Origin of the sequence: Aeromonas sp. CA23 (assembly GCF_002587065.1) — a bacterium.
Lineage (GTDB): Bacteria > Pseudomonadota > Gammaproteobacteria > Enterobacterales > Aeromonadaceae > Aeromonas > Aeromonas bestiarum.
In genome coordinates this window covers 4,823,975-4,847,520 of sequence record NZ_CP023818.1, presented here as the reverse complement: position 1 = coordinate 4,847,520, position 23,546 = coordinate 4,823,975, and the positions used below count along the sequence as shown (strand labels likewise).

At 62.9% G+C, this 23,546-nt stretch carries 20 protein-coding genes and 1 pseudogene; 8 read left to right on the top strand and 13 right to left on the bottom strand.

The window, feature by feature from the left end; translation table 11 throughout:
• Positions 1 to 23 precede the first annotated feature (23 nt).
• On the top strand, positions 24 to 1,364 hold the full coding sequence (gene tilS / locus CK910_RS22300) for a tRNA lysidine(34) synthetase TilS (RefSeq protein WP_098984750.1): 1,341 nt from the start codon (positions 24 to 26) through the stop codon (positions 1,362 to 1,364).
• A 67-nt stretch (positions 1,365 to 1,431) separates the two neighbouring features.
• Here tilS and CK910_RS22295 read toward each other — a convergent pair whose 3' ends face one another.
• Positions 1,432 to 2,352: a GGDEF domain-containing protein gene (locus tag CK910_RS22295; protein WP_172955400.1), complete on the bottom strand. Its 921-nt coding sequence runs from the start codon at positions 2,350 to 2,352 to the stop codon at positions 1,432 to 1,434.
• A gap of 100 nt (positions 2,353 to 2,452) precedes the next feature.
• On the opposite strand from CK910_RS22295, the gene CK910_RS22290 reads away from it, so the two are divergent.
• The gene (locus tag CK910_RS22290; protein WP_098984748.1) at positions 2,453 to 4,405 is read left to right on the top strand and encodes a cation:proton antiporter domain-containing protein; all 1,953 of its coding nucleotides are present in this window, start codon (positions 2,453 to 2,455) and stop codon (positions 4,403 to 4,405) included.
• 28 nt (positions 4,406 to 4,433) lie between these two features.
• Here CK910_RS22290 and CK910_RS22285 read toward each other — a convergent pair whose 3' ends face one another.
• The 5 genes and pseudogenes from CK910_RS22285 to CK910_RS22265 all read right to left on the bottom strand — a co-directional run bounded on the left by CK910_RS22285 (position 4,434) and on the right by CK910_RS22265 (position 8,337).
• Complete coding sequence (locus CK910_RS22285; RefSeq protein ID WP_043134513.1) at positions 4,434 to 5,579, bottom strand: patatin-like phospholipase family protein; 1,146 nt, start codon at positions 5,577 to 5,579, stop codon at positions 4,434 to 4,436.
• A gap of 170 nt (positions 5,580 to 5,749) precedes the next feature.
• Positions 5,750 to 6,619, bottom strand: a complete 870-nt coding sequence (locus CK910_RS22280; RefSeq protein ID WP_172955399.1) for an alpha/beta hydrolase — start codon at positions 6,617 to 6,619, stop codon at positions 5,750 to 5,752.
• A gap of 69 nt (positions 6,620 to 6,688) precedes the next feature.
• Complete coding sequence (locus CK910_RS22275) at positions 6,689 to 7,270, bottom strand: TetR/AcrR family transcriptional regulator (protein WP_098984747.1); 582 nt, start codon at positions 7,268 to 7,270, stop codon at positions 6,689 to 6,691.
• Between the two features lie 309 nt (positions 7,271 to 7,579).
• A pseudogene (locus tag CK910_RS23960) lies at positions 7,580 to 7,679 on the bottom strand (DNA-binding response regulator); the annotation flags it as partial.
• A 13-nt stretch (positions 7,680 to 7,692) separates the two neighbouring features.
• The gene (locus tag CK910_RS22265) at positions 7,693 to 8,337 is read right to left on the bottom strand and encodes a response regulator transcription factor (protein ID WP_042867224.1); all 645 of its coding nucleotides are present in this window, start codon (positions 8,335 to 8,337) and stop codon (positions 7,693 to 7,695) included.
• A 158-nt stretch (positions 8,338 to 8,495) separates the two neighbouring features.
• On the opposite strand from CK910_RS22265, the gene CK910_RS22260 reads away from it, so the two are divergent.
• Positions 8,496 to 9,122: a glutathione S-transferase gene (locus CK910_RS22260; protein ID WP_098984745.1), complete on the top strand. Its 627-nt coding sequence runs from the start codon at positions 8,496 to 8,498 to the stop codon at positions 9,120 to 9,122.
• A gap of 85 nt (positions 9,123 to 9,207) precedes the next feature.
• Here the strand turns inward: CK910_RS22260 and CK910_RS22255 are convergent, their stop codons facing one another.
• The 5 genes from CK910_RS22255 to CK910_RS22235 all read right to left on the bottom strand — a co-directional run bounded on the left by CK910_RS22255 (position 9,208) and on the right by CK910_RS22235 (position 14,723).
• Positions 9,208 to 11,319, bottom strand: a complete 2,112-nt coding sequence (locus CK910_RS22255; protein ID WP_098984744.1) for an alpha-amylase — start codon at positions 11,317 to 11,319, stop codon at positions 9,208 to 9,210.
• A gap of 209 nt (positions 11,320 to 11,528) precedes the next feature.
• Positions 11,529 to 12,689 carry a membrane protein gene (locus CK910_RS22250; RefSeq protein WP_043134523.1) on the bottom strand — a complete coding sequence of 387 codons (1,161 nt, stop codon included), beginning with the start codon at positions 12,687 to 12,689 and terminating at the stop codon, positions 11,529 to 11,531.
• Positions 12,689 to 13,060, bottom strand: a complete 372-nt coding sequence (locus CK910_RS22245) for a GtrA family protein (protein ID WP_042867228.1) — start codon at positions 13,058 to 13,060, stop codon at positions 12,689 to 12,691. The genes CK910_RS22250 and CK910_RS22245 overlap by 1 nt, the downstream gene beginning before the upstream one ends.
• The gene (locus CK910_RS22240) at positions 13,057 to 14,121 is read right to left on the bottom strand and encodes a glycosyltransferase family 2 protein (RefSeq protein ID WP_043134526.1); all 1,065 of its coding nucleotides are present in this window, start codon (positions 14,119 to 14,121) and stop codon (positions 13,057 to 13,059) included. Before CK910_RS22240 ends, CK910_RS22245 begins: the two co-directional genes overlap by 4 nt.
• A gap of 56 nt (positions 14,122 to 14,177) precedes the next feature.
• A complete protein-coding gene (locus CK910_RS22235; protein ID WP_042038194.1) occupies positions 14,178 to 14,723 on the bottom strand; it encodes a hypothetical protein in 546 nt (181 codons plus the stop codon).
• A 327-nt stretch (positions 14,724 to 15,050) separates the two neighbouring features.
• On the opposite strand from CK910_RS22235, the gene CK910_RS22230 reads away from it, so the two are divergent.
• The 4 genes from CK910_RS22230 to CK910_RS22215 all read left to right on the top strand — a co-directional run bounded on the left by CK910_RS22230 (position 15,051) and on the right by CK910_RS22215 (position 18,438).
• Positions 15,051 to 15,824: a substrate-binding periplasmic protein gene (locus tag CK910_RS22230; RefSeq protein ID WP_043554804.1), complete on the top strand. Its 774-nt coding sequence runs from the start codon at positions 15,051 to 15,053 to the stop codon at positions 15,822 to 15,824.
• 81 nt (positions 15,825 to 15,905) lie between these two features.
• Positions 15,906 to 17,390, top strand: a complete 1,485-nt coding sequence (locus tag CK910_RS22225) for a L,D-transpeptidase family protein (protein ID WP_098984743.1) — start codon at positions 15,906 to 15,908, stop codon at positions 17,388 to 17,390.
• 150 nt (positions 17,391 to 17,540) lie between these two features.
• On the top strand, positions 17,541 to 18,086 hold the full coding sequence (locus CK910_RS22220) for a DUF882 domain-containing protein (RefSeq protein WP_098984742.1): 546 nt from the start codon (positions 17,541 to 17,543) through the stop codon (positions 18,084 to 18,086).
• 100 nt (positions 18,087 to 18,186) lie between these two features.
• Entirely contained in the window at positions 18,187 to 18,438 is a 252-nt protein-coding gene (locus CK910_RS22215; protein WP_043134531.1) for a hypothetical protein, read from the top strand.
• 91 nt (positions 18,439 to 18,529) lie between these two features.
• On the opposite strand, the gene CK910_RS22210 is transcribed toward CK910_RS22215, so the two are convergent.
• Both CK910_RS22210 and cysZ read right to left on the bottom strand, forming a co-directional pair.
• On the bottom strand, positions 18,530 to 19,144 hold the full coding sequence (locus CK910_RS22210; RefSeq protein WP_042038201.1) for a trimeric intracellular cation channel family protein: 615 nt from the start codon (positions 19,142 to 19,144) through the stop codon (positions 18,530 to 18,532).
• A 139-nt stretch (positions 19,145 to 19,283) separates the two neighbouring features.
• Positions 19,284 to 20,048, bottom strand: coding sequence for a sulfate transporter CysZ (gene cysZ / locus CK910_RS22205; RefSeq protein ID WP_043134533.1), 765 nt, complete (start codon positions 20,046 to 20,048; stop codon positions 19,284 to 19,286).
• Between the two features lie 109 nt (positions 20,049 to 20,157).
• Here cysZ and CK910_RS22200 point away from each other — a divergent pair, with 109 nt between their 5' ends.
• Positions 20,158 to 23,532, top strand: coding sequence for an AAA family ATPase (locus CK910_RS22200; protein ID WP_098984741.1), 3,375 nt, complete (start codon positions 20,158 to 20,160; stop codon positions 23,530 to 23,532).
• Positions 23,533 to 23,546 lie beyond the last annotated feature (14 nt).

The following is a 23,546-nucleotide window of genomic DNA, read 5'->3' as shown; positions in this document are numbered from 1 at the left end:
GCCTGGTCGTTTTGGGGAAGCCTATGATTTCTCGTATTTATTCTCGTTTTTGTCAGACCCTGCCAGCGCCGGAAGGTTCCCGGGGCCTGTTGGTTGCCTTCAGTGGCGGGCTCGATTCCACCGTGTTGCTGGTGCTGGCGGCGCAGTTTGCCCGCGAGCAGGGGCTGGTGCTGCGCGCCCTGCACGTGCATCACGGCCTGAGCCCTCATGCCGATGCCTGGGTAGCCCATTGTGAAGCCGTGTGTCAGCAACTGGCGGTGCCGCTCATGGTCGAGCGGGTACAACTGGTGCGTGGCAATGGCGAGAGCCTGGAGGCCCAGGCCCGGGAGGCCCGCTATCAACGGCTGGCCGCCAGCCTGGGGGCCGGGGAGTGGCTGCTCACCGCCCATCATCAGGACGATCAGCTGGAGACACTGCTGCTGGCCCTCAAGCGTGGCGCCGGCGTGCGCGGCCTGGCGGGCATACTGCCGAGTCAGCCGTTTGCGGCCGGCCTGTTGCTGCGCCCCTTGCTTGAGGTGAGCCGGGCCGAGTTGGCCGAGGTGGCCCAATCGCTTCCTTACGGCTGGGTGGAGGATGAGAGCAATCAGGATGTGAGCTATGACCGCAACTTCCTGCGCCAGACGCTTATCCCGCAGCTCAAGGCGCGCTGGCCCGCCATGGCCCGCACCGCCGCCCGCAGCATGGCGCTGTGCGCCGAGCAGGAGACGCTGCTGACCGAGCTGGCCGAAGCGGACTGGCGGCTGGCCGGTGAAGGGAGTGCCCTGAATATCGAGCCGTTGCTCGGGCTCTCGGCGACCCGGCGCAACAACCTGCTGCGCTACTGGATCCGCCGGCTGGGGGGCGAGATGCCCTCCCGGGATCAGCTGGCTCTGCTGTGGCAGGAGGTGGCGCTGGCGCGAGAGGACGCCAATCCGCAGTTCAGCTTGAAGAGTCTGGATTGCCGCCGTTTTCAGGGCCGGCTTCATCTGGTCAAGCCGGGGCTGGTGCCCTGTCACGCGCAGCTGACGGTGGCGGTTGGCGAGTCGGTCGCCTTGCCGGACGGGCTGGGACAGGTGCAGCTAGTGCTGCGCCAGGGCGGTGAGGGGTTGAGGCTGCCCACCGCGCGGGAGCCAATGTTGGTGCGTTTTCAGGTGACGCCCGGGATCATGCTCAAACCCGTGGGGCGCAGCGGCAGTCGGCGCTTCAAGAAGTTGCTGCAAGAGTATGGGGTGCCCTCCTGGCAGCGGGGGCGCATTCCCATCCTCTATTACGGCGAGCAGGTGGCGGCGGTGGCCGGACTCTTTATCTGTGACGGATTCATGACGCGAGCCGCCGGTCTGGAGTGGCACTGGCTGCCAGCGGCGGACAGCTGGATCCCGGAGTGAAGCCGGGCCGCCATCAAGACAAAAAAGCCGGCATTGCCGGCTTTTTTGCACTCGTCCTCTGACGGCTTCAATCCAGCAGGCCGGCCTTGCCCGCTTTTTTGCGGGCGTAGAGGTGAGCGTCCGCCGCCTCGTACAGGCTGTGGACCGCCACCCCGGACTGCCAGCTGGCGGCCCCCAGGCTGCAGCCGACCGAGAAGGTGCTGAGCTCCTTGTGGGTCATCAGCATGTGTTGCAGCCGCAGCCAGACGGGGCGCCAGGCCTCGGGCTCGGCGGGTTGCAGCAGCAGCGCAAATTCGTCGCCACCGAGGCGAAACGCCTGATCCGTGCTGCGGATGCAGCTCTTGAGCAACTGGGCGAAGCGGCTCAGCACCAGATCGCCGATCGGGTGGCCCCAGGTGTCGTTGATCTGCTTGAAGTGATCCAGATCCAGCAGTACCAGCACCAGACCGTGAGACTCCCGGCTGTGCTGCTCCACCGCGCGGCCTATGGCCTCGTCGAAGTAGGAGCGGTTGCCGAGCCCGGTCAGGTGATCGAGTCGCACCTGTTGCTCCAGTTGTGCCAGCCGCAGATAGAGGGGCAGGGGCATGCAGAGCAGTTGATGGTACTGCTGCAGGATCCGCTGCTGGCTGCCGCTCAGGGTGTGTTCCAGGGTGTAGTGCAGCTGGCCGAACAGCTGGCCATGCTGGCCGCGCAGTTCGAACGGGTAGCTGTGCAGCGTCAGGCTGGCCTGGGGCGGTTGCTGGATCAGCCGAAGTGGCTGGGCGTGATCGAAGTAGAGGCTGTGTATTCGGACAATTCTTGCCGCACGATCGGCAAAGGTTGCCAGCAGGCTGTCGAGATCCGTCTGTACCAGCAAGAGCTCGAGCAGCTGGTTGCGATCCTGGCTGGCCAGCGGCGTGAGCCGCTCCATCTGGCGAACCCACTGCTCTATGCCATGCCCCAAGCCATTCAATGACGATGCGTTTTCCACGGTACAGCCCTCATACATCCTACTTCCTGCCACTTCCCTGCAATCCTTGTGCCCAAAATATGTTCGATGTGAACAAGGGCGGCTGGCTAGGCTTAAGTGGATAAAAAGGGAGGGAAAATTGTATACAGATGTCTTGATCCTGCTGTTTGCCGCCGTCTTGCTGGTGGCGATTTTCCGGCGCCTCGGCCAGCCGGTGATCCTCGCCTACCTGCTCGCCGGGGTAGTGCTCGGCCCCTATGGCGCCGCCGTGATCACGGGGCAGGCGATCATGCAGACCATAGCCGAGCTCGGCATCGTCTTTTTGATGTTCTCGCTCGGGCTGGAGTTCTCGCTGCCGCGGCTGATCGCCATGCGGATGCTGGTGCTGGGGGTGGGCGGTTTGCAGGTGTTGTTCACCTCCTCGCTGTTCTTCTGGCTCGCATGGTGGTGGGGGCTGAGCCTGCCGCAGGCGCTGGTGGTCGCGGGCACCCTGGCGCTCTCCTCCACCGCAGTGGTGATCAAGCCGCTGGGGGAGCAAAAACAGCTGCACACCCGCCGGGCCCAGCTCGGGGTGAGCGTGCTGCTGTTTCAGGATCTGGCGGTGGTGCCACTCTTGGTGATGATCCCCATACTGGCGAGGCCCGAGATCCAGGGCGGCGCCCTGCTGGCGGAGATCGCCTGGGCCACCCTCAAGGGGCTGTTCGCCCTGTTCAGCCTGCTGGCGGTGGGCAAGTGGCTGCTGCCGCTGCTGTTTCACGAGGTGGCGCGGGCCCGCTCCGACGAGCTGTTCGTGCTGAGCGCCCTGCTGGTGGCGCTGCTGGCCGCCTCGCTGACCCAGTGGATGGGGCTCTCCATGGCGCTGGGGGCGTTTCTGGCGGGCATGATGCTGGGCGAATCCCACTATCGCCACCAGCTGGAGGTGGACATACGGCCGTTTCGGGACGTGTTGATGGGGCTCTTCTTCATCACCATCGGCATGACCATGGACTGGCAGCTGGTGGCACGGGCCTGGTGGCAGGTGATCCTCAGCGTGCTCGGCCTCATCTTGATCAAATCCCTGCTGGTGCTGCTGGCCGGACGCCTGATGGGGGAGCGCAAGCGCGATGCCATGGCGACGGGGATCATGCTGAGCCAGGTCGGCGAGTTTGGCTTCGTGCTGCTGGCGCTGGCCAATCACCACGGCCTGCTCGACCATCAGCTGATCTCCCTGCTCATCGGCATAGGGGTGACCTCCATCGCCATGACCCCCTGGCTGGTGCAGCGGGCCCAGGGTCTGGCCCGCTCGCTCATCGACTCGACCCTGCTCTCCCGCTCCGAGGTGGCGCAGTCCGGCCTCAGCAAGCATCAACACGTCATCATCGCCGGTTTCGGCCGGGCCGGGCAGACCTGTGCCCGCTTCCTCAAGCTGGAGGACATCCCCTTCCTGGCGCTGGATCTCGATCCCGAGCGGGTGAGCGAGGCCAAGTCGGCGGGGGAGCAGGTGGCGTTTGGCGATGCGAGCCGGCGCGATATCCTGCTGGCCGCCGGCCTGTTGCGGGCCCGGCTGGTGATCATCACCTTCGACGATCGCAAGCGGGTCGAGGCCATGCTGGCGCTGATCAGGGAGTTGGCGGTGGATGTCAGGGTGCTGGTGCGCACCCGGGATGACAGCTTTCTGGAGGCCTTCAAGCAGGCGGGGGCCCATGAGGTGATCCCCGAATCCCAGGAGGGGGCCCTGATGCTGGTCTCTCACCTGCTGCTCAACTGCAACGTCCCCATAGGCCGGGTGATCCGGCGCATGGAGCACGAGCGCAGCAGCCAGTATCGCTTCCTGCACGGCTTCTACTGGGGGGATCAGAGCGCCGGCAATCTGGAGACGGACCAGCTGCTCGAGCGACTGCATCCCGTGCTGCTGCACGATCAGGCCTGGGCTGTGGGGCGCACTGTGCAGGCGCTGGCACTGGAGGAGGTACGGATCAAGGAGGTGCAGCGCGGCGAGCAGAGCCTGGAGCCCAGACCCGAGCTGACGCTGGCGGCGGGGGATCGGCTGGTGCTGTTTGGCAATGCGGTGGCGATGGAGCAGGCCGAACAGCGGCTGCTGGAGGGGCGCTAGCTCGGCTGTCCCCCGGGTTGGCTGCGGTTCATGCCTCCTCCCGCGCCATCTGTTCTATGCCCAGAAACTGTTCGACCCGCTGGCGCTCGTTGAGGGTGTCCCGGTAGCCCAGCTTGATCAACTGCTGGCAATAGCCGGGGTAGAACATCAGGAAACTGGCCAGGCTGCTGGTCTCATCCCCCGTGACCCCCAGCACCCGCAGCAGGCGGCGCAGGTGCACCGGCAGCTTGCGCAAATAGTTCAGCGCCATGATGTCGAGGTCCTCGCTCGGCTTCAGCACGCAGGTCTCCACCCGCTTCAATTTCAAACGGTTGCGCTCCCGCTCAGGAATGAGATCCAGGGTCTGGTTGATGCGCCACAGCCGCTCAAGATCCGAGTTGAGGGTGTCGGTGAAGACGGTGTCCAGCAAGTGGCTGGCGATGTTGGAGCTGGTCAGGTGACCGTGATGAAAGGTCGGCGCCGAGTGGGCCGGCGGATCCAGGGTGATCAGCAGGATCCGCTCCGCCCCCAGGTGGATGGCGGGGCTGAGCGGGCTGAGCTGGTGGATGGAGCCATCGCCGTAGAATTTGTCGCCTATATGGGTCGCGGGAAAGACAAACGGCAGCGCCGAGGAGGCCAGCAGGTGATCCGAGGTGAGCAGGGTACGCACCCCGCGCCGTCTGGCCCGCTCCCACGGCAGGTGTTCGGCCCGCCCCTGGAAGAAGGTGGTGGAGAGGCCGTCATCGTAATCGGACGCCGTGATGGCGAGCGCCTCCAGGCTGCCGTAGAGGATGTTGTCATCGATGCGGTGGTAGTCGATGAGCTGATCCAGCAGGCGGCGCAGCGGCGCGTTGTCGAACAGGTGAAAGGCGTGGTTGGTGTGGGGATTGATGAGGCCTGCCGAGCCCTCGTACATCAGCCGCCACAGCAATCTGCCGGGATGAAAGTCGAAGATGTGATGGGTCTCGAAGCGGCGCCAGACCCACTCCAGCTTGCGTACCCCCAGATGAAAACAGGAGGCATAACAGGCCAGTGCGGTGACATTGATGGCGCCGGCCGAGGTACCGCACAGTATGGGAAAGGGAATGCCGAGATTGCGGGGATAGAACTCGGCGATGGCCTTGAGGGCCCCGACCTGATAGGCGGCGCGAGCACCACCACCGGTTAACAGAAGAGCTGTGTTGGGTCTGGCCATGACGCTACCCCTTATGTTGTTGGCGGCAGCAGTACACCCTGCTCATGATACTGCGCCTTATGTGCTTGCCACTGGGGGTGTTGCCACCGAGCAATTTAACTATAAGGCGCTGTATCGAATATAAAAACAGGGTTGCTCACCATTTTTTTGCAAGCCGGTTTCGACCCCTGTCATCCGGCCGTCTGCGGCGTGTTCAGCCGATCGAAGGCGGCAAACACGGGGGCGCTGGCGAGGATGCGACCGTGGCCCAGCCCCCGGGTCGTGACCAGCCGGGTGCGGCCGTCCCGGCTTGCTCGCAGGGAGTCGTCGTGGGGGGCAAACCTGTCCTCCTCGTCGTGCACTATGGTGGCGGCTCCCGCGCGGCTGGCGAGGCGCCCCAGCGGATCGACAGTGCTGAGGGGGTGCTGGTACTCCTGCTCTATCTCTTTCACCACGGCATCGAACAGCCGGATGGAGTAGCCGGAGCGCGCCACCATGCCGTAGAGTTGGGGCACATAGTCGAGCACGGGCGAGATGAGCAGCAGTGGCAGCCGGTCCAGGCCTGGCACCCGGCTGGAGAGGGTGACGGCGCCCCCCATGCTGTGGGCTATGAGCCCCTGGATGGGGCCAGACTCGTCGCTCAGTTTGGCCACCAGCTCGTCGAAGGCGCGCACGAAGCGGGGCAGGTGGCCGGTATGGCCGGCGCTGTGGCCGTGAGCCGGATGATCATAGGCGATGGCGGTAAAGCCCTGGGCGGCGATGTGACTCATCAACGGATAGAACTGGCTGGCGCTGCCGGACCAGCCGTGCATCAGCAGCCAGACCGGCCCTTGGCCGAGCCGGTAGCTCATCAGCACACCTTCGCTGGTGTGAACGGCCTGTTTGACCAGGCCCGCAGGCGCCGCCGCGTCCCGCTGGTTGCGCTGGGGGGTGAGCAACAGCTTGCTGGCTGTGCGTTTGGCGTGGGCCGGGGCGAGTCTGTGGTGCAACCGGGTGCCGAGCCCCAGCAGCCACTTGCTCGGGCTGAAGCGGCGGGTGTTGAAGTAGATCTTGCTGCTCATGATGCTCCTGTCTGTTTTGTGTTCGAACGGTCGTGCTTTTTTGTGGGTTTTTAAAAAGGCAGTTGAAAATCAGCGCCAGCTTGTCAGCAGAGCCTCCACTTCGGGCCAGAAGTGGCGGGCCGGATCCTGACACAAGTCCAGCGCGTTGAACACCTGATCCCCCAGATAGAGGCCGTACAGCCGGTAGACGGCGCGCCAGGGATCCATGTCGCCGCGCCACTCCCCCTGCGTCTGACCCTGCACCACCTGGCGGGCCAGGTAGTCGAGCCAGAAGCGTACCAGCTGGCGTGCAGCCTGCTGCACCTCACCCTCCTGGGCCGAGGTCCAGGCATCGAGGAACATGCAGCGGCCGGCGAAGCTCTGGTTCCAGGCCAGCCAGGCCTGCAGCAGGGCGATCAGCTTCTCCTGCTGGTTGCCGTGCTGCTGCTGGCGCACCGGCTGGATCACCCGTTCCCGGAACACCTCGGCGGCGTACTCCAGCACGGCGATCTGCAGGTTGTCGCGGGATTGGAAGTGAGCAAAGAGGCCACTCTTGGACATCTCGCAGGCGCAGGCAAGGGAGCCTATGGTCAGGCTCTCCAGTCCCTGCTGGCTCGCCTGCTCAAACGCAGTCTGCAAAATGTTGTCGCGGGTCAACCGGCCCTTGCTCATCGCACTCTCCTCGTTGGCCCTGCAGCATAAAGTACGACCGTGCTATTTGTCGAGCGGCGGATCCTTATGCCAGACGAGATGAGCGGGTTCAGTCGTCCTTGATATCCATCTGCTACGGGCTATCACCGCCTGGGTGCGGTTCTTGACGCCTAGCTTGCGAAAGGCGGGAGTGATATGGGCCTTGATGGTGGCAAGGGGGTCAGTCGTCCTTGATATCCATCTGCTGCAGGGCTATGACCGCCTGGGTACGATTCTTGACGCCGAGCTTGCGGAAGGCGGGAGTGGATATGGGCCTTTGTTGGCAGCCGCTCAGTCGTCCTTGATATCCATCTGCTGCAGAGCTATCACCGCCTGGGTACGATTCTTGACGCCGAGCTTGCGAAAGGCGGGAGTGGATATGGGCCTTGATGGCGATAAGGGGGTCAGTCGTCCTTGATATCCATCTGCTGCAGGGCTATGACCGCCTGGGTGCGATTTTTGACGCCGAGCTTGCGGAAGATGGCGGTGATATGGGCCTTGATGGTGGCCTCGGAGACGTTGAGCTCCCAGGCTATCTGCTTGTTGAGGCTGCCATCGCGCAGCATCACCAGCACCTTGTACTGCTGGGGGGTGAGGCTGGCGAGCTTGCTGGCGAAATCGGGGCCATCTTCGGACTCCGGATGCAGCGAGATGCCGGCCGGCACCCAGTTATCCCCCCCGATCACCGTATTGAGGGCGTTGACCAGCTCCTTCATGGGCACGGATTTGGGGATGAAGCCCAGCGCCCCGAGCCGCAACACCTGCTGGATGATGGCGGGATCCTCCGAGGCGGAGACCACGACTATGGGCAGATCCGGGTGCTGGCCACGCAGGTGGGCGAGGCCGGAGAAGCCGTTGGCGCCCGGCATCTTGAGATCGAGCAGCAACAGGTCCACCTCAGGGTGTTCCCCCAGCAGGCTGGTCAGGCTGTCGATGGAGTCCGCCTCCAGCAGCTGGGCGTCGTTGATGGCCATGTGCACCGCTTGATAGAGGGCGCCCCGAAACAGGGGGTGGTCATCTGCGATGACGATGGTAAATTGGCTATCCATTGCTCACATTGTTGCTAACTGATTGTTTTGGAAAATCAAACTAGCATCGCTCCCCGAGGGGGTCAAACCCGCAGGCGTGCAAATGTGAAGCGACCGTCGGATGTCGTGCCATTGGGGCCGATGGGATGGTCATGAGCAACCCATGCAGGAGGCAAGAGATGGGATCCTTGGTATTGACGGTGGGCACTGGCTCCACCTGGGCGATGCGCGTCGCGCTGGTGCTCGCCATGAGCGGACTGGAGTGGCAGGAGCAGGTGTTCGATCTGGAAGATGCCAAGGCGTTGGCGCGGCTCAAGCGCGTGGGGCCTGCCGGCCTGGTGCCCTGGCTGGATCACGATGGCGTGCGGATACACGACTCGCTGGCCATCGCCGAATACCTGCACGAGCTCTGTCCAGACCGCCAGCTCTATCCCGCTTCCCGCGCCGAACGGGCACTGGCCCGCAGCCTGTGCGCCGAACTGCACGCGGGCTTTGGGCAGATCCGCAGCCAGCTGCCCTTCTTCCTGGGCGCGCCGACCCGCAGCGAGCCGCCGGTGGAGGCCATAGGCGAGCTGGCGCGCTTGCAGACCATCTGGTCTCAGGCGAGGGGGCCTTTCTACTTCGGCGAGGCGGGTATCATAGATGCTTTCTACGGGGTGATGGCTTATCGACTGGCCAGCTACGGCATCCAGCTGCCCGGTCAGGCCGGCGTCTATCAACAGGCCTTGCTGGCCTGGCCCCTGTGGCAGGCGCTGCTGGTCAAGGTGCGGCTGCAGTGGCCGGTGGCGGCCCGTCAGCCGGCGTAAGACGAGCCTGCGGAATGTTCGATGCCTGACATGAAGAGGGGAGCCACTGGCTCCCCTCTCTCTTGTGGTTAATCTGGCCCAGACGTTATTTCTGCCGACCGGCGAAGACCACCACCACCTTGTCGTTCCCCTTCTCCCGCACAAAGCTGTAGGGCGCATCGGACAGCTTCTTGTGGCTGCCTGCCGCCACCGCCGGGTGAGCGGCGCGGAACTGGCCGAGTCGCTGCCAGTGCTTGACCAGCTCGGCCTTGTCACCACTGGCCAGCTCCTGCCAGTTCATGTCAGATCGCACGCTCTGATCGAACACGCCGCCATCCTTGGCCAGACCCCGGCCCGACTCGTCCCCGTAGTAGAGCTGGATGCCGCCTGGCAGCAGCATGAAGCTGTTGGCCACCCGCCGCTGCAGCGGCACATCCTGATAGTCGCCGAAGAACAGCTTGGTGTCGTGGGAGCTGATGTAGCTCAGCACGTTGAACTCGGGATCCTGGTTGATGCGGCTGGCGTAGCCGGCATAGGTGGGCTCGCTGCCCGCCATGCACTGGGCCTGGGGCAGGGCGAACTCGCGCTGGTAGTCGAAGTTGATCAGTGAATCGAAGCCGTTCTGGTACCAGAAATCCTTGGCGACCCCGTGATCCCACACCTCGCCCACCATGTAGAAGGGCAGGTCATCGAGCGCCTTGGTCGGGTTGGCCTGTTTCCACTCCTTGAGCGCCGCCGTGCCTGCCTGCTTGAGCCTGGCCCAGACGGCGGGCTCCAGGTGCTTGACTGTGTCGGCCCGAAAGCCGTCTATGCCGAAGCGGCGCACCCAGTCGGTGTGCCAGGCGATGAGGTAGTCGCTCACGCTGGCATTGGGCAGTGGCTTGGCCCTGGTGTCCTGCTTCGCTGCCAGCAGCGGCGGCAGCCCCACAGATTTGGTTGATTCGGTCAGAAAATCGGGCAACCCCGCCACTGTGCCGGTGACGTCGTCGGTACCCGGTTGCGGGTAACCGGGCAGGCCGGCCCGCACCCAGTCAGGGCCCCACCACTTGCTCCAATCGCTCGATTGGTAGTCGATAAACTGGTTGTAGCCATGCCAGTTGAGGCCGCCGCTCGGGCGCCACTCGTTCCAGCGGGTCGGCAATTTACCCGTGTTCTGGGTCAGGTTCTCGAGCCCCAGATCCTGCAGGTCGGCCAGGGTGGCGTAGCCGGCGTGGTTCATCACCACGTCGAGGATGATCCGCATGCCGCGCTTGTGGGCCTCGTCCACCAGGGTTTTCAGGCTCTCCTCGTCGCCGTAGTTGGGATCGATTTTGGTGAAGTCCAGCGCCCAGTAGCCGTGGTAGGCGTAGAAGGGGAAGTTGCCCTGCTCGCCGCCGCCGATGAAACCGTGCACTTGCTCCACCATGGGGGTGATCCAGATGGCGTTCATGCCGAGGCTCTTGATGTAGTCGAGCTTCTCGGTCAAGCCCTTGAAGTCGCCGCCGTGCCAGGTGGCCACCTCGTCCTGGCCGTCTTTCTGGCGGCCGAAACTGTGGTCGTTGGCGGGGTCGCCGTTGTTGAAGCGGTCGGTCAGCAGGAAATAGACGCTGGCCTGATCCCAGTTGAAGGGGGCCGGCTTGGCCGCCTTGACCTGCTCGAGCAGCAGCAGGCCGCCGCTCTCTTTGGTCGGGGTCAGGGTCAGCTTGCCCCCCTTGACCATGCCTTCTTGGCCGGAGTAGGCATCCCGCAGCCGGGTGCCGTCGGGCCAGACCCCCTTGAGCGAGACGGTGACAGGGCCGCCATCCCACTGGATGCAGGGCTCCTCGGGGGGCTGGCGCTTGAACTCACTCTTCTTGGTAGCCCGCAGCACCTTGAGGCTGGGGGTAGCCGGGTTGAAGGTGAACTGATAGTCCCCCGCCAGCATCACCCGCAGGGTAAAACTTTGATCCTTGGTGCATTTGTCCATGGGTTGCGCCGTACCGAAGGGGAGCGGCTTGCTCTCGCTCGGGCCGAAGCTGGTGCCGCAGCTGCTGCCTGGGTCGCTGATCCGGATCTGGTGGCTGCCCTTGGCGAGGGTATGGGTCAGCTCCACCGGGCCCTTGTCCAGGCGCAGCGGCGTGGCGACCGCTTTGCCATCCACATAGAGATGCACCTCGGGGGCGGCCAGCACCTGGCCGGTCAACAGGGGGCCGGCCAGCAGGGCGAGCCAGAGGGGAGAGAAGCGGGGAGCGCGACGCATAAGCCATTCCTTGAGCAGGGGTAAGCGGACCAGATTCCGTCAATGGGGCTCATTCTAGGGGGCATGGTGGCGGGCATGGACAGGCAAAGCACCGATTTGTGAGCTCAGTTCAAATGGTTACGTTTTCAGAAATGGGAAAGTGTGACACCGGAACGCCAGCCATAAAAAAAGCCGGTCAGTCGACCGGCTTTTTGGTGCAAGTGATTACATCAAACGGTGAAGAACTTGAAGTTGACGAAGGCCACCGCGATGAAGGAGGCCACCATGCCGCTGACGCAGAGCACGGCCGGGCGAATGGCAGGCCAGCGATGGGTCAGCAGGACAATGGCCAGCATGGTCGGATAGAGGCCGAACATGTAGCGCGGCATGGCGTTGAGGCCTGTCATCAGCGGTATGGTGCAGCAGATGAACATCAGGGTCGCCTCGGCCCAGCGCTTCTGGCTGAACAGATAGAGGTTCAGGGCCCAGCCGAACATCACCATGATGGAGAGGTAGGACTTGCGACCCCCCAGCTCGAAGCCGCTCAGCCACCAGTCCAGCGGGCTGTCCATGTAACGGCCCCAGGCCACCTGGATGTGCTTGAAGGCCAGCGCATCACCGGTGAGGTGATAGAGGTAGACCATGTAGGCAAACAGGCCGAGCGGGATCATCCAGAGGGTGAACACCACCTTGAAGGCCCGCTCGGTGAAGCGGAAGAACTCGCGCCAACCGTAGGCCTGCAGGGCCAGGATCAGCACGGGGAACACCATCATGACCCCCAGGTTGCGGGTGCCTGAGATGAAGACGCCGAGCAGCGCCACCATCAGCCACTGTTCCCGATAGGCGAACAGGAACATCCCCAGCATCAACGCCATGAACATCGACTCGGTATAACCGGAGACGAAATAGGCGGAGAAGGGGGAGAAGGCGAGCAGCCAGACGCCGAAGCGGGCTGTCTCGTCACCCAGCTTGAGCTGACGCAGCACCAGCAGCATCAACGGCAGGCTGGCGAAGAAGGCGATGTTGGCCACCAGCATCAGGCCGATCAGACTCTCGACCTTGAGCAGGTTGGAGAGCGCGCCCGACAGCATGGGGTAGAGCGGCATGAAGGCCCAGTTGGCCGCGTTGCCCTTGCTGAGCCAGCGGGGGTAGAGATCGTAGCCGTTCTCTATGATGCGCTGGAACCAGACGCAGTCGAACTGGCAATAGGCTTGCAGCGGACCTATGTCGGTGGCGCCGTAGAGCTGAACGCCAAAATAGCCCATGCCATAGAGCGCCACTCGGCTCAGTACGAAGGCGGCGATGATCATCAGCCAGTCGCGGCTGCTAATCCGCAGTGACGGGCGGTAGGGGCCCACGTTGTCAGGGGTCATAGTTGTCATGTCATTCATCAGGCAAATACCCAGATCCTGGAGAGGAGGTAGGTGAGCACGGTGACTGTCAGGGTGGCGATCACCACAGGCAGCAGACCGGAAAGACCCGCAAACAGCAGACCGCTCAATATCAGGTTTCTCACCGCCAGCGAGAAGAGTGCGACCAGCAAGAATTTGCCGATGGCGCCCTGTTTCTGGAAGGTGATGTAGCGATGGCCAAAGAATGAGAACCAGAAGGCAATCATGAAGGCGATGGTGGTAACCCAGTGCTCAGAGATGGCAGGCCAGGTGTGGAACAGCGCGATAGAGGTGCCAAGGTCGACGAGGGTTGCCCCCCCGCCGACCAGACCGAACCGAAACAGGCGCCAGAATTCCTCGCGGGAGATCATTGAGGCGCTTGCTCCTGCTGGTCGTCAGCGGCCTTCACTGTGGCCGCCTTCTTGCCTGCGCTCTTCTTGCTGCCGGTGGCCGCGCCGTCCTGCGGTTGTGCTTCATCCTGCTTGGCATACTGGCCGTACACCCCTTCGATGAGGTAGACGGGGCGCTGCTTCACTTCCACGAACATGCGGCCTATGTACTCGCCTATGATGCCGAGCGACAGCAGCTGGATGCCGCCGAGGAAGAGCACCACCGACATCAGGGAGGCGTAACCCGGCACGTCTACGCCGAAGAAGACCACCTGGGTCACTATCTTGAGGATGTAGAGGAAGGCGACGAAGGAGACGCCGACACCGACGTAGCTCCACACCCGCAGCGGCCAGCTGGAGAAGCTCATCAGGCCGTCGAGGGCGAAGTTCCACAGCTTCCAGTAGTTGAACTTGGTTTCACCGGCGTGACGGGCGGGGCGCTCGTAAGGCACGCCGACGGCACGGAAGCCGGCCCAGGCAAACAGCCCCTTCATGAAGCGGTTGCGCTCCGGCAGTTGCTTGATCGCCTCGACCACGCGGCGGTCGATCAGGCGGAAGTCACCGGCGTTCTCCGGCAGCTTGGTGCTGGTGGAGAGGGCGTTGAAGAAACGGTAGAAGCCACCGGCGGTGAGGCGCTTCATCGGGGTATCGGCACTGCGATCCACCCGGATGCCGTAGACGGTGTCATAGTCACCTGTCTGCCACAGCTTGACGAATTCGAGGATCAGGGCAGGGGGATCCTGCAGATCCACGTCCATCGGCACTATGGCATCGCCCTTGGCATGATGCAGGCCGGCAGTCATGGCCGCTTCCTTGCCGAAGTTGCGCGCCAGGTTGACCAGGGTCACCCGGGGATCGCGGGTAATGGCCTGCTCGATCACCTCACGGGTGCGGTCACGGCTGCCGTCGTTGACGAACACTATCTCCAGCCGATCCTTGAGGGGCGCCAGTTCGTTATCTATCGCGTTGATGAAGGCATCTATGCTCTCTTCCTCGTTGTAGACGGGAACGATCAGAGAGAGTCGAAAATCGGCATGCGACATGAAAACTTCCTTATTTGGAAAATTATTTTATAAAACAGCGTATTGGATAATACGTCTTACTGGGCGACTGTCAGACGTACCGACTGGACATTGAGAGGTGTCGGTGCGGACAGCGCCAGGAAGTTGGGACGCTTGGGATCCGATGTCAGCGATTCGCCCGGCAGATTGAGCCGGATCTCGTTGATACCGGCCTTGGCCAGCTTGATGGTGGTGGTGAAGTCATGACCCAGTGCCACCTTTAGCAGTGCACCGGCTTGCGGGCTGTTGACCCGGGCCTGGATGGTCAGCTGTTCGGGTTGTGCCTGTTGCCTTGGCAGCACGAAGTAGAGGCCACCCTGGCCACTGAGTTCGGTGCCGTCCGCGCTCGGCTTCTTGGCCCAGCCTTCGCTGGAGAGGAAGCGGCTCGGCTTGGTCAGATTGAGCTCGTTGCCGGGCTGGTAGGTCATGCTGGAGTTGTGCTCCCAGAAGCGGGTCTTGCCTTCCAGGTAATAGAGCTTGTAGGCCAGGCTCACGTTGGGGTGAGCAGCCAGATAGAGGGTGTAAAGGTAGAAACCACTCAGGGCCATGATGGCCGTCAGAAAACCGAACTTTTTGTACGTCATATCACTCTCTACGCCTCACGATTGGTAGGCTGATTTCGCGCATATGCTAATCCAATTGCAAAAAAAGCATAGTGGATCACAAAAATATATTTGGTCACATATTAACCCCTTTCCAGTCAGTGCTCCAAATGTTCCTGCTTTGCCCTTTTTATCGCCTGATCCGGCCTTATGCCGCGCGGGGGCTGGGCTCATTTCCGGGCTGAGTCCCTGCTGCCGCGGCGGGCCCGTTCAGACACTGTGCTGGCAGTCGCGATCGCTGTGGCAGGATCTGTCGCCATTTTACCAAGGCCGATTTATGATGACCTATCGCCAAGTCAAGGATGACCCATGAAGCTGAAACTCTGTTGCTGGATGCTCTGGTTGCTGACCCCGCTGGTGTCGGCAAACAGCCTGTGTCCCTCTCCATTGCGGGTCGGTTACGACAACTGGCCACCCTATCACTATTACGCCAGTGCGACGGCGACCGCGCCCAAGGTGCTGCAGGGTTTTGCGGTCGAGGCGCTCAACGCCATGCTCAAGCGTCTGGACTGCCGGGCGACCTATGTCGAGCTGCCCTGGAAGCGGGTGTTGCACGGCCTGGAACAAGGCTCGCTCGATATCGCCATGGAGGCCTATTTCAACGACGAGCGTGGCCGCTACGCCTGGTTCTCCGATGCCTACAACCCGGGGCGCAGCGTGCTCTGGATCCGCAAGTCATCCTCCTATTCCGAATCCGATCTGGCGACCTGGCTGGCCAATGGCCACACCCTGGGGGTCACCAAGGACTACTACTATGGTGCCGAAACCGCCGAACTGGTGCGCCGTTATGCGGCCCAAGTCAGCGTGGTCAACGATCGGCAAAACTATGGCAAGCTGGTGCTCGGCAGGATCGACGGTTTCCTCGGGGATATTCTGGCGACCCCCTGGGGTCTGAAAGAAGAGGGGCTGGCCGATCTGATCGTACCTCACACCATGCCCGTCTATGAGGCACCGACCTTCTTCATGTTCAGCAAGAAGCGGCTGTCACCCGCGTTTGTCAAGGCGTTCAATCGGGAGTTGGCTGAATTTAAAGCAACAAATGAGTATGACATTATCTGGCGGCGCTACGCGCCCGCCAGCTAGTAAAGTCGTTGGCATTCACGCATCATGAGCGCCTTGACCGCCGGGTCTGACAGGCTGAAGTGAACCGATCTTGAGGTAAGCATGGGGAAGAAGTATTGGCTGGCATTGGCAAACCTGATCTGGCTGGGCTGTTGGCCTGCGGCCATGGCGCAGGCCAGCGAGGGTCAGGTGGTGGTGACCAATGCTGCGGTGCAGCACGACTGGTACCAGAACAGCACGGCGGAGCAGGCTCGCCACGAGTTGGAGCAGCAGTTGCAGGAGGCCGTGCTGGCCCAGCTGCACCCGGATTTCTTCAGCCTCTGGAAGAAGCTGCAGGCCAAGCCCGTTGATCAGCGCGGCGCCATTTATGACGAGGTGTTTGGCAAGCTGGCCCGCTTCCAGCAAGCCTGGCGTGCCATGGATCTGGTCTCCCGCGAGCAGATGCAGACCCTCAAACTCAACCTGAACAAGCCGCTGGCCCACGAGCCTGCCGGCGACAACCTGCTGGAGCAGGTCAAGCAGCTCAGACCCCAGGTTGCCGAGTACGACGGGGTGCGCGAGGAAGTGCGCAAGCTGCTGGCCATGCCCATGGCCAAACGCTGGCCGACCCTCACCATGCCGACCCTGCGGGCGGGTGAGACCTCGGCCGAACTGGGGCAGATCCGCACCATACTCAACGAGTTGGGCGATGCGGCTCCCCGCCATGACGACGCCACCTATGACGCCGACACCCAGCAGGCCATCAAGCAGTTCCAGCGCCGCCACGGCCTGACCGCCGACGGCATCATAGGTCGGCAGACCCGCAGCTGGCTCAATACCGGGCCCGAGGTGCGCGCCAGCCTGTTGCTGCGCAACCTGTGGCGTCGCGATCTGGTGGATCAGCTCTCCGGTGCCCGCTACGTGCTGGTCAACATTCCCGACTATCGACTGAGCGTGGTGGAGTCCGGCAACGAGGTATTCACCAGCCGGGTCATCGTCGGCAAGGAGCAGCGGGCGACCCCCATTCTGGCCAGCGAGATCCGCTCCATAGTGCTCAACCCGGCCTGGCATGTGCCGCGCTCCATCCTGAGCAAAGACATTCTGCCCAAGCTGAGCCGGGATCCCGCCTACCTCAACCGCGAGCAGTTCGAGGTGATCGACGGCGAAGGCAATCCGGTGCAGTTTACCGAGGAGGCGTGGCAGCAGGCGCTGGCGACAGGCTTCCCCTATCGCCTGCGGCAGAAGCCGGGGGATCACAATGCGCTGGGTCGCTACAAGTTCTACCTGCCCAACAACGAGGCCATCTACCTGCACTCCACGCCGCGCAAGGCGCTGTTCGAGCAGGGGGCACGCGCCTTCAGCTCGGGTTGCATCCGGGTGGAGCATGCGGACGATCTGGCCGAGCTGCTGCTGGCGGACTCCCGCTACCAGCCGGACAAGGTGGCCAGCATATTGAAAGAGACCCAGACCAAGTGGCTGCCGCTGACCACCCCGATCCCGGTGTTTACCGTCTATTGGAGCAGCTGGATCGACGAAGAGGGTCGCCAGCAACTGCGCAACGACATCTATGGATTTGATCGAGTCAGCTTCCAGAGTCGCTTGCTGTGATCCTCGCCACAGAGTGAAAAGCCCGGCCCGTGCCGGGCTTTTCTATTGAGCCCCGGCGGTTTGACATGAGGGGGCCCGGCAGGTAGTTTCGAGCCCCTGTATCAAATTCATTCACCTGTTTCACTTCAATCTGCGATGGACGGACAACGGATGCTTGAACAAGAGATAAGCCGACGTCGCCTGCTGCTGGGGGCCGGCTGCCTGCTGGGGGGAGCCATGCTGTCATCCCCGGCCATGGCGAGTCGCAGTACGGCGGGACGTGAACTCAGTTTCTTCAATCTCAATACCGGCGAGCGAGTGAGCGCCAGTTATTGGGAGGATGGCCGTTACCTGAAAGACGGGCTGGCCGAGCTCAACCATATTTTTCGCGACTACCGTCGCAACGAAGTGTTCAGCATAGACAAGAAGCTGTTCGATCAGCTCTATCTGTTGCAGCACAAGCTGGGCCGTCACGGCGAGATCCAGCTCATCTCGGGCTATCGTTCCCCCGTGACCAACCGCCAGAAGCGCAGCAGGAGCCGCGGTGTGGCCAAGCACAGCTACCACACCCTGGGACAGGCGGTGGACGTGCGGATCCCGGGCGTGCAGCTGGCACACCTGCGCAAGGCGGCGCTCAATCTCAAGGTGGGTGGGGTCGGCTACTATCCGAGCGACAACTTCGTGCACCTCGATACCGGGCCTGTGCGCAGCTGGTAGTCGTGGGCGGCTTCAACTTGGGGTGTGGCCGCGCGGATGACGGCTGGCAAACAGGGTGGCCGAGCTGGTAGGCTCTGGACACCATCCAGAGGAGAACCAGATGAAACATATTTTGCTCGGGGGTCTGATCGCCCTGTTGTTGACCGGTTGCAGCAAGCTCAATCGCGAGAACTACGACAAGTTGCAGATGGGGATCAGCTATACGCAAGCAAGCAGCATACTCGGCAAGGCGGAGCGCTGCGACGATACGCTCGGCACTACCAGCTGCATCTGGGGCAATGAGGGCAAGAACATCAAGATCCGTTTCATCGCCGACAAGGCGACCTTCTTCAGCTCGGAAGGGATCAACTGAGGCAAGCGCCCGGTTATCAATGCAAAAAAGCGCCTGACAGGCGCTTTTTTGTTGTCGGCGATCCGTACCGCCTCGCCAGAACCTGGCGCGCTCAGTGCGTCGCGTACTGGTAATGGAAGGTGGGCAGCCCCCACTTGAAACGCACCGCCAAGAGGCGCAGCACGAAGCCGATGCCGATGGCACCGAAGGCGGCCCAGTCGTTGGGCAGGCCCTGATCCAGCGCCAGGCAGTAGAGGGCGGCCGTCACCAGCGAGATGGCGGCGTAGAGCTCGCGGCGAAACACCAGCGGAATGCGCTGGCAGAGCAGATCCCGCAGCACGCCACCGAAGGCACCCGTCACCACCGCCATGATGCAGGCGATGCCGGCCCCATGACCCATCTCAAGCGCACGGGCCGCCCCGAAGATGGAGAAGACCACCAGTCCCAGCGCATCGAGCGCCATGAACAGCTTGCCGAGGTAGCGCATCAGCGGCGCCGAGATGACAGCCGCCATGGCCGCGCCGGCCACCAGCAACACATATTCCGGATGCTCGATCCAGAGCAGCGGATAGTGGCCAAGCAGCACGTCCCGTATGGTACCGCCGCCTATGGCCGTCGCCGAGGCGATGATCACCACGCCAAACAGATCCATCCGTCGCCGACCCGCTGCCAGCGCGCCAGTCATCCCTTCGGCCACCAGGCCCAACAAGAAGAGTGCATGTAACATGAGATATCCCAGGGTGCGAGAAAGGCCCGCATCCTATCAATTCAGGCTATAGGCGACAAGCGATGAAGGCTATGCATTATTTTTTATAATGCAAAAAAACGGGCACCGCCAGGGTGCCCGTTTGCCACGAGGTAAGGGATCAGCGTTTGAGCTGTTCGGCGCGGTAGTGATCCACCCACATGGCGGTGGCGCCACAGATGGCCACCGGCATCACGAACAGATTCACCACCGGGATGGCGGAGAAGAGGGTGACCAGAGCGCCAAAGCTCAGGCACTTGCCGCGGCGCTGCTTGAGGGCATCGCGCATGGTGATGAAGCTGATCTTGTGGTTGTCGAACGGATAGTCGATGTACTGGATCGCCATCATCCAGGCACTGAACAGGAACCAGAGCACGGGGGCGAGTGTCTGCCCGACCACAGGGATGAGGAACAGGATCAGGCAGCCGATGGCCTTGGGCAGGTAATATTTCAACTTGGTCCATTCGCGGCCGAAGGTGCGGGGCACATCCTTGACTATGTCCAGCATGCCGGTGTCGCTGACCACCTCGCCGGTGAGGGTCTGTTCCACCTTCTCCGCCAGCAGGCCGTTGAAGGGGGCCGCTATCCAGTTCGCCACCGAGCTGAACAGGAAGGAGAAGACCACCAGTATGGTGACCAGGGCGATGGGCCAGAGCAGGTAGTCCAGCCAGTCGAGCCAGCTGGGGATCTGCTGGTGCAGCCAGCCGAACAGGCCGTCCAGTTGCAGCAAGAGGGCGTAGAAGGCCCCCGCAAACAGTACGAAGTTGACCAGCAGGGGGATCAGCACGAAGGTGCGGATGCCGGGCTGGCGGATGAGCGAAAAGCCGCGCAGGAAGTAGTCCGCACCGCTGATTGAGTCTTTGACCATAGGGGGTGATTGGCTCATCTGAGCTCCATCTGTTCATGGGAAACTGCCAGCATATTACAAACAAGGTTTGGATTTGGTAAAGTCGCCTGCCCGCCTCCTCTTTATTTCGTTACCCACATAGGCTCCCATGCGTCTGAAATTGATCAAACTCGCCGGTTTCAAGTCGTTTGTCGAGCCGACCCGCATCGAGTTCTCGGCCGACATGACAGCCGTGGTGGGGCCCAATGGCTGCGGCAAGTCCAACGTCATCGACGCCGTGCGCTGGGTGCTGGGGGAGAGCTCTGCCCGCCATCTGCGCGGCGAGAACATGACGGACGTCATCTTCAACGGCTCCATCAACCGCAGCCCCCACGGCCGCGCCTCGGTGGAGCTGGTGTTCGACAACCCCCACAACCGGGTCCCCGGTGAATTTGGCCGCTTTACCGAAATTTCGGTGCGCCGCGAGGTGCTGCGCGACGGCTCCAACCATTACCAGATCAACGGCCAGAAGTGCCGCCGTAAGGATGTCACCGACCTCTTCCTCGGCACAGGCCTGGGCCCGCGCAGCTACGCCATCATAGAGCAGGGCACCGTCAGCCGGCTGGTGGAGTCACGCCCCGCCGATCTCAAGCTCTTTATGGAAGAGGCCGCCGGTGTTTCCCGCTACAAGGAGCGGCGCCGGGAAACCGAGCAGCGCATCCGCCATACCCAGGAGAACCTGGAGCGGCTCGGCGACATTCGCGGCGAGCTGGGATCGCGCCTCGAGCATTTGAAAGCCCAGGCCGAAACCGCCGAGCGTTACAAGCAGCTCAAGGGCCGCAGTCGTGCCGCCAGGGCCGAGCTCATCGGTTCCGAGCTGTGGGCGCTGGAGACCCGCCTCGGCGAGGCCAAGGCCGAGCTGGCCCAGGCCGAGCAGGCATTGGCGGCGCTGGATGCCAAGCGCACCGCCGACGAGGGGCGTCACGTCACCCTGTCGGTGGCCCGCCAGGAGGCCCAGGCGGAGCAGGCGAGCCGCCAGCAGCAGATTTTTCTCGGTGGTCAGGCCATCGCCCGCCTCGAACAACAGCAACTGCACCAGACCGAGCTTGGCCGCGACTGGCAGGCCCGGCGTCAGGCGCTCGGCGAGCGTATCGAGGCGATCAAGGCCCAGTTGGCCAGCCAGCAGGAGCAGCTGAGCGACGGCATTCTCAGAGAGGAGGTTGAGTCGGCGCGCCTCGAACAGTGTGAGCAGTTGCTCACCGACCAGCAGGGGGCGCGCCTGGCTGCCGGCGAGCAGCTGGAGCAGGCCCGGCAGCGGCAGCAGCAGTGGCAGCAGCAGCTCGGCCAGTTGCAGGGGCGGCTCAACCAGACCCGGGCACAGGTGAACGGTCTGCAGGAGCTGCAGGCCAAGACCCGGCTGGCCCGCCTCAAGCTGGAGGATGAACAGGCCGGCCCCCTCGGCGGGGAAGGGGAGAGCCTGCAACCCGGGCTCGATGCCCTGACGGCCGAGCTGGCGCTCTCCCGCGCCCGGCTCGCCGAGCTCGATGAACAGTGGCAGGCCAGCGTGGCTCGCCATGAAGAGTGCAAGTCAGAGCAGGGCCAGCAGAGTGGTCTGCTGCGGGAACTTGAGGCCCGCCTCACCACGCTTGACCAAATTCTTGGGGAGCAGATGGTGGGCGCCACCCTGGCGGATCGGCTGCAGGTGGCGCCCGAGTGGGCCCAGGCGCTGGACAAGGTGCTGGGACGCTGGCTCACCGCCCAGCCAGGGGACGAGTGCAACCTTGAGCAGAGCGGACTCTGGATTGGCCCGGCCCTGCCCGCGGTTGCCGGTACCCTGGCGGCCCGGCTCGAGGGCGATCACATCCCCGCCTTTCTCAACGCCATCTGGCTGGCGGAGAGCAGGGAGGCGGCATTGGCCCGCCAGTCGAGCCTTGCAGCCGGTGAGTCGGTACTGACCCCGGCGGGAGACTGGTTGGGTCCCAACTGGGCCGATCTGGGGCAGGGGGGGGCGCTCGGCACCCTGGCGCTGCTCGGTGAACGTGAGCGGTTACACACAGAGCTGACGGCTGGCCGGCAGGTGCTTGGTCGGTTGGATGATCAACTGAGCGCGGCCGATGCCGAGCGTGCCCGGCTGCACAGTGCCCATGAGCTGGCCCAGCGCACAGTGCGCGAGCAGGAGCAAAGATGGCAACAACTGCGCGAAGCCTGGAGCCTGCAACAGGGCCAGCGCCAGGAGCGACTACAGCGGCTCGGCCAGCTTGGCGAAGAGCTGATCAGGCTCGACCAGGAGCAGGCCGAGGAGGCGCAGCGACTGGCCGTGGCCCTGCAGCAGCTCGAGCTCGATGAAGCGCGGCTCGGCGAACTGCAGGAGCAGGGCGAGCCGCTGGCTCAGGCGCTGCAACTTGCCCAGGAGCGAGTCAGCAGTGCCGAGCGGGCGGTGGAAGAGGCTCGCCTGCGCCGGGAGCAGCAGCAGGCCGGCTGCCAGCGTTTGCAGCTGGAGCTGCAGAATCAGCGCCAGCTCATCACGCTGCGTGAGCAGGAGCTGGCCAGGCTCGGACTGGAATTGGCCGAACTCAAGGCGCCGGGAGCTGTGCCGGGTCAGGATCTGTCGCCCCTGCTGGCCGAGCAGCGCAACCTTGAGGCGCTGCAACTTGCCTGCCATCAACGGCTGGCAGAGTTGGAGCGCCAGCTGACCGAGCTGGAGCAGGCCCGCAGCGCCGATCACAAGCAGCTGGTGACCCTGCAGGAGAAGCTGGCCCAGCTCAGATTGGAGCGCGAGCGCAACCTGACCCGCCGGCAAGGGCTGCACGAGCAGTTCGAAGAGCTGGGTGTGCGGCTGGTGGATCTCGATCAGGCGGTGCTGATCGCCGCCGATCGCGGCAAATTGCGCCAGGAGATCCAGACGCTGGAGGCTCAGGTGGAGGCGCTTGGTGCCATCAACCTGGCGGCGCTGGAGGAGTATGAAGAGGCGAAAACCCGTTCAAGCTACCTGGAAAACCAGTGCCAGGATCTGGAACAGGCGCTGGAAACCTTGAGCCAAGCCATTAAAAGAATTGATAAAGAAACACAAATACGCTTCCGAGACACTTTCGATAAGGTCAACGAAGATTTAAAATCCCTCTTTCCAAAAGTGTTTGGGGGGGGCAGTGCCTGGCTTGAGCTGACCTCGGATGATCTTTTGGAGGCCGGAGTGAGCATCATGGCAAGACCTCCGGGTAAGAAGAATGCTACCATTGCCCTGCTTTCCGGGGGGGAGAAGGCGTTAACCGCACTTGCGCTGGTTTTTGCCATCTTCAGACTCAACCCAGCACCATTTTGTCTGCTGGATGAGGTGGATGCACCGCTCGATGAAGTGAACGTCGGTCGCTTCTGTTCTCTTGTCAAAGAGATGTCGAGCACAGTACAGTTCGTTTACATCAGTCATAATAAGGTCTCCATGGAGATGGCTGAGCAGCTGGTTGGCGTCACGATGCAAGAGCCCGGGGTTTCTCGCATTGTGTCGGTCGATATCGGTGAAGCCGTCGCTTTGGCTGAGCAAAACTAGAAAGAGAAGCAGCT

Coding starts and splice junctions, on each gene's coding strand:
- tilS (WP_098984750.1), top strand. CDS start 24: ATGATTTCTCGTATTTATTCTCGTTTTTGTCAGACCCTGCCAGCGCCG.
- CK910_RS22285 (WP_043134513.1), bottom strand. CDS start 5,579: ATGGCCAGACCCAACACAGCTCTTCTGTTAACCGGTGGTGGTGCTCGC.
- CK910_RS22280 (WP_172955399.1), bottom strand. CDS start 6,619: ATGAGCAGCAAGATCTACTTCAACACCCGCCGCTTCAGCCCGAGCAAG.
- CK910_RS22220 (WP_098984742.1), top strand. CDS start 17,541: ATGCTTGAACAAGAGATAAGCCGACGTCGCCTGCTGCTGGGGGCCGGC.
- CK910_RS22255 (WP_098984744.1), bottom strand. CDS start 11,319: ATGCGTCGCGCTCCCCGCTTCTCTCCCCTCTGGCTCGCCCTGCTGGCC.
- CK910_RS22235 (WP_042038194.1), bottom strand. CDS start 14,723: ATGACGTACAAAAAGTTCGGTTTTCTGACGGCCATCATGGCCCTGAGT.
- cysZ (WP_043134533.1), bottom strand. CDS start 20,048: ATGAGCCAATCACCCCCTATGGTCAAAGACTCAATCAGCGGTGCGGAC.
- CK910_RS22215 (WP_043134531.1), top strand. CDS start 18,187: ATGAAACATATTTTGCTCGGGGGTCTGATCGCCCTGTTGTTGACCGGT.
- CK910_RS22225 (WP_098984743.1), top strand. CDS start 15,906: ATGGGGAAGAAGTATTGGCTGGCATTGGCAAACCTGATCTGGCTGGGC.
- CK910_RS22230 (WP_043554804.1), top strand. CDS start 15,051: ATGAAGCTGAAACTCTGTTGCTGGATGCTCTGGTTGCTGACCCCGCTG.
- CK910_RS22250 (WP_043134523.1), bottom strand. CDS start 12,689: ATGAATGACATGACAACTATGACCCCTGACAACGTGGGCCCCTACCGC.
- CK910_RS22275 (WP_098984747.1), bottom strand. CDS start 7,270: ATGAGCAAGGGCCGGTTGACCCGCGACAACATTTTGCAGACTGCGTTT.
- CK910_RS22200 (WP_098984741.1), top strand. CDS start 20,158: ATGCGTCTGAAATTGATCAAACTCGCCGGTTTCAAGTCGTTTGTCGAG.
- CK910_RS22210 (WP_042038201.1), bottom strand. CDS start 19,144: ATGTTACATGCACTCTTCTTGTTGGGCCTGGTGGCCGAAGGGATGACT.
- CK910_RS22295 (WP_172955400.1), bottom strand. CDS start 2,352: ATGTATGAGGGCTGTACCGTGGAAAACGCATCGTCATTGAATGGCTTG.
- CK910_RS22265 (WP_042867224.1), bottom strand. CDS start 8,337: ATGGATAGCCAATTTACCATCGTCATCGCAGATGACCACCCCCTGTTT.
- CK910_RS22260 (WP_098984745.1), top strand. CDS start 8,496: ATGGGATCCTTGGTATTGACGGTGGGCACTGGCTCCACCTGGGCGATG.
- CK910_RS22240 (WP_043134526.1), bottom strand. CDS start 14,121: ATGTCGCATGCCGATTTTCGACTCTCTCTGATCGTTCCCGTCTACAAC.
- CK910_RS22245 (WP_042867228.1), bottom strand. CDS start 13,060: ATGATCTCCCGCGAGGAATTCTGGCGCCTGTTTCGGTTCGGTCTGGTC.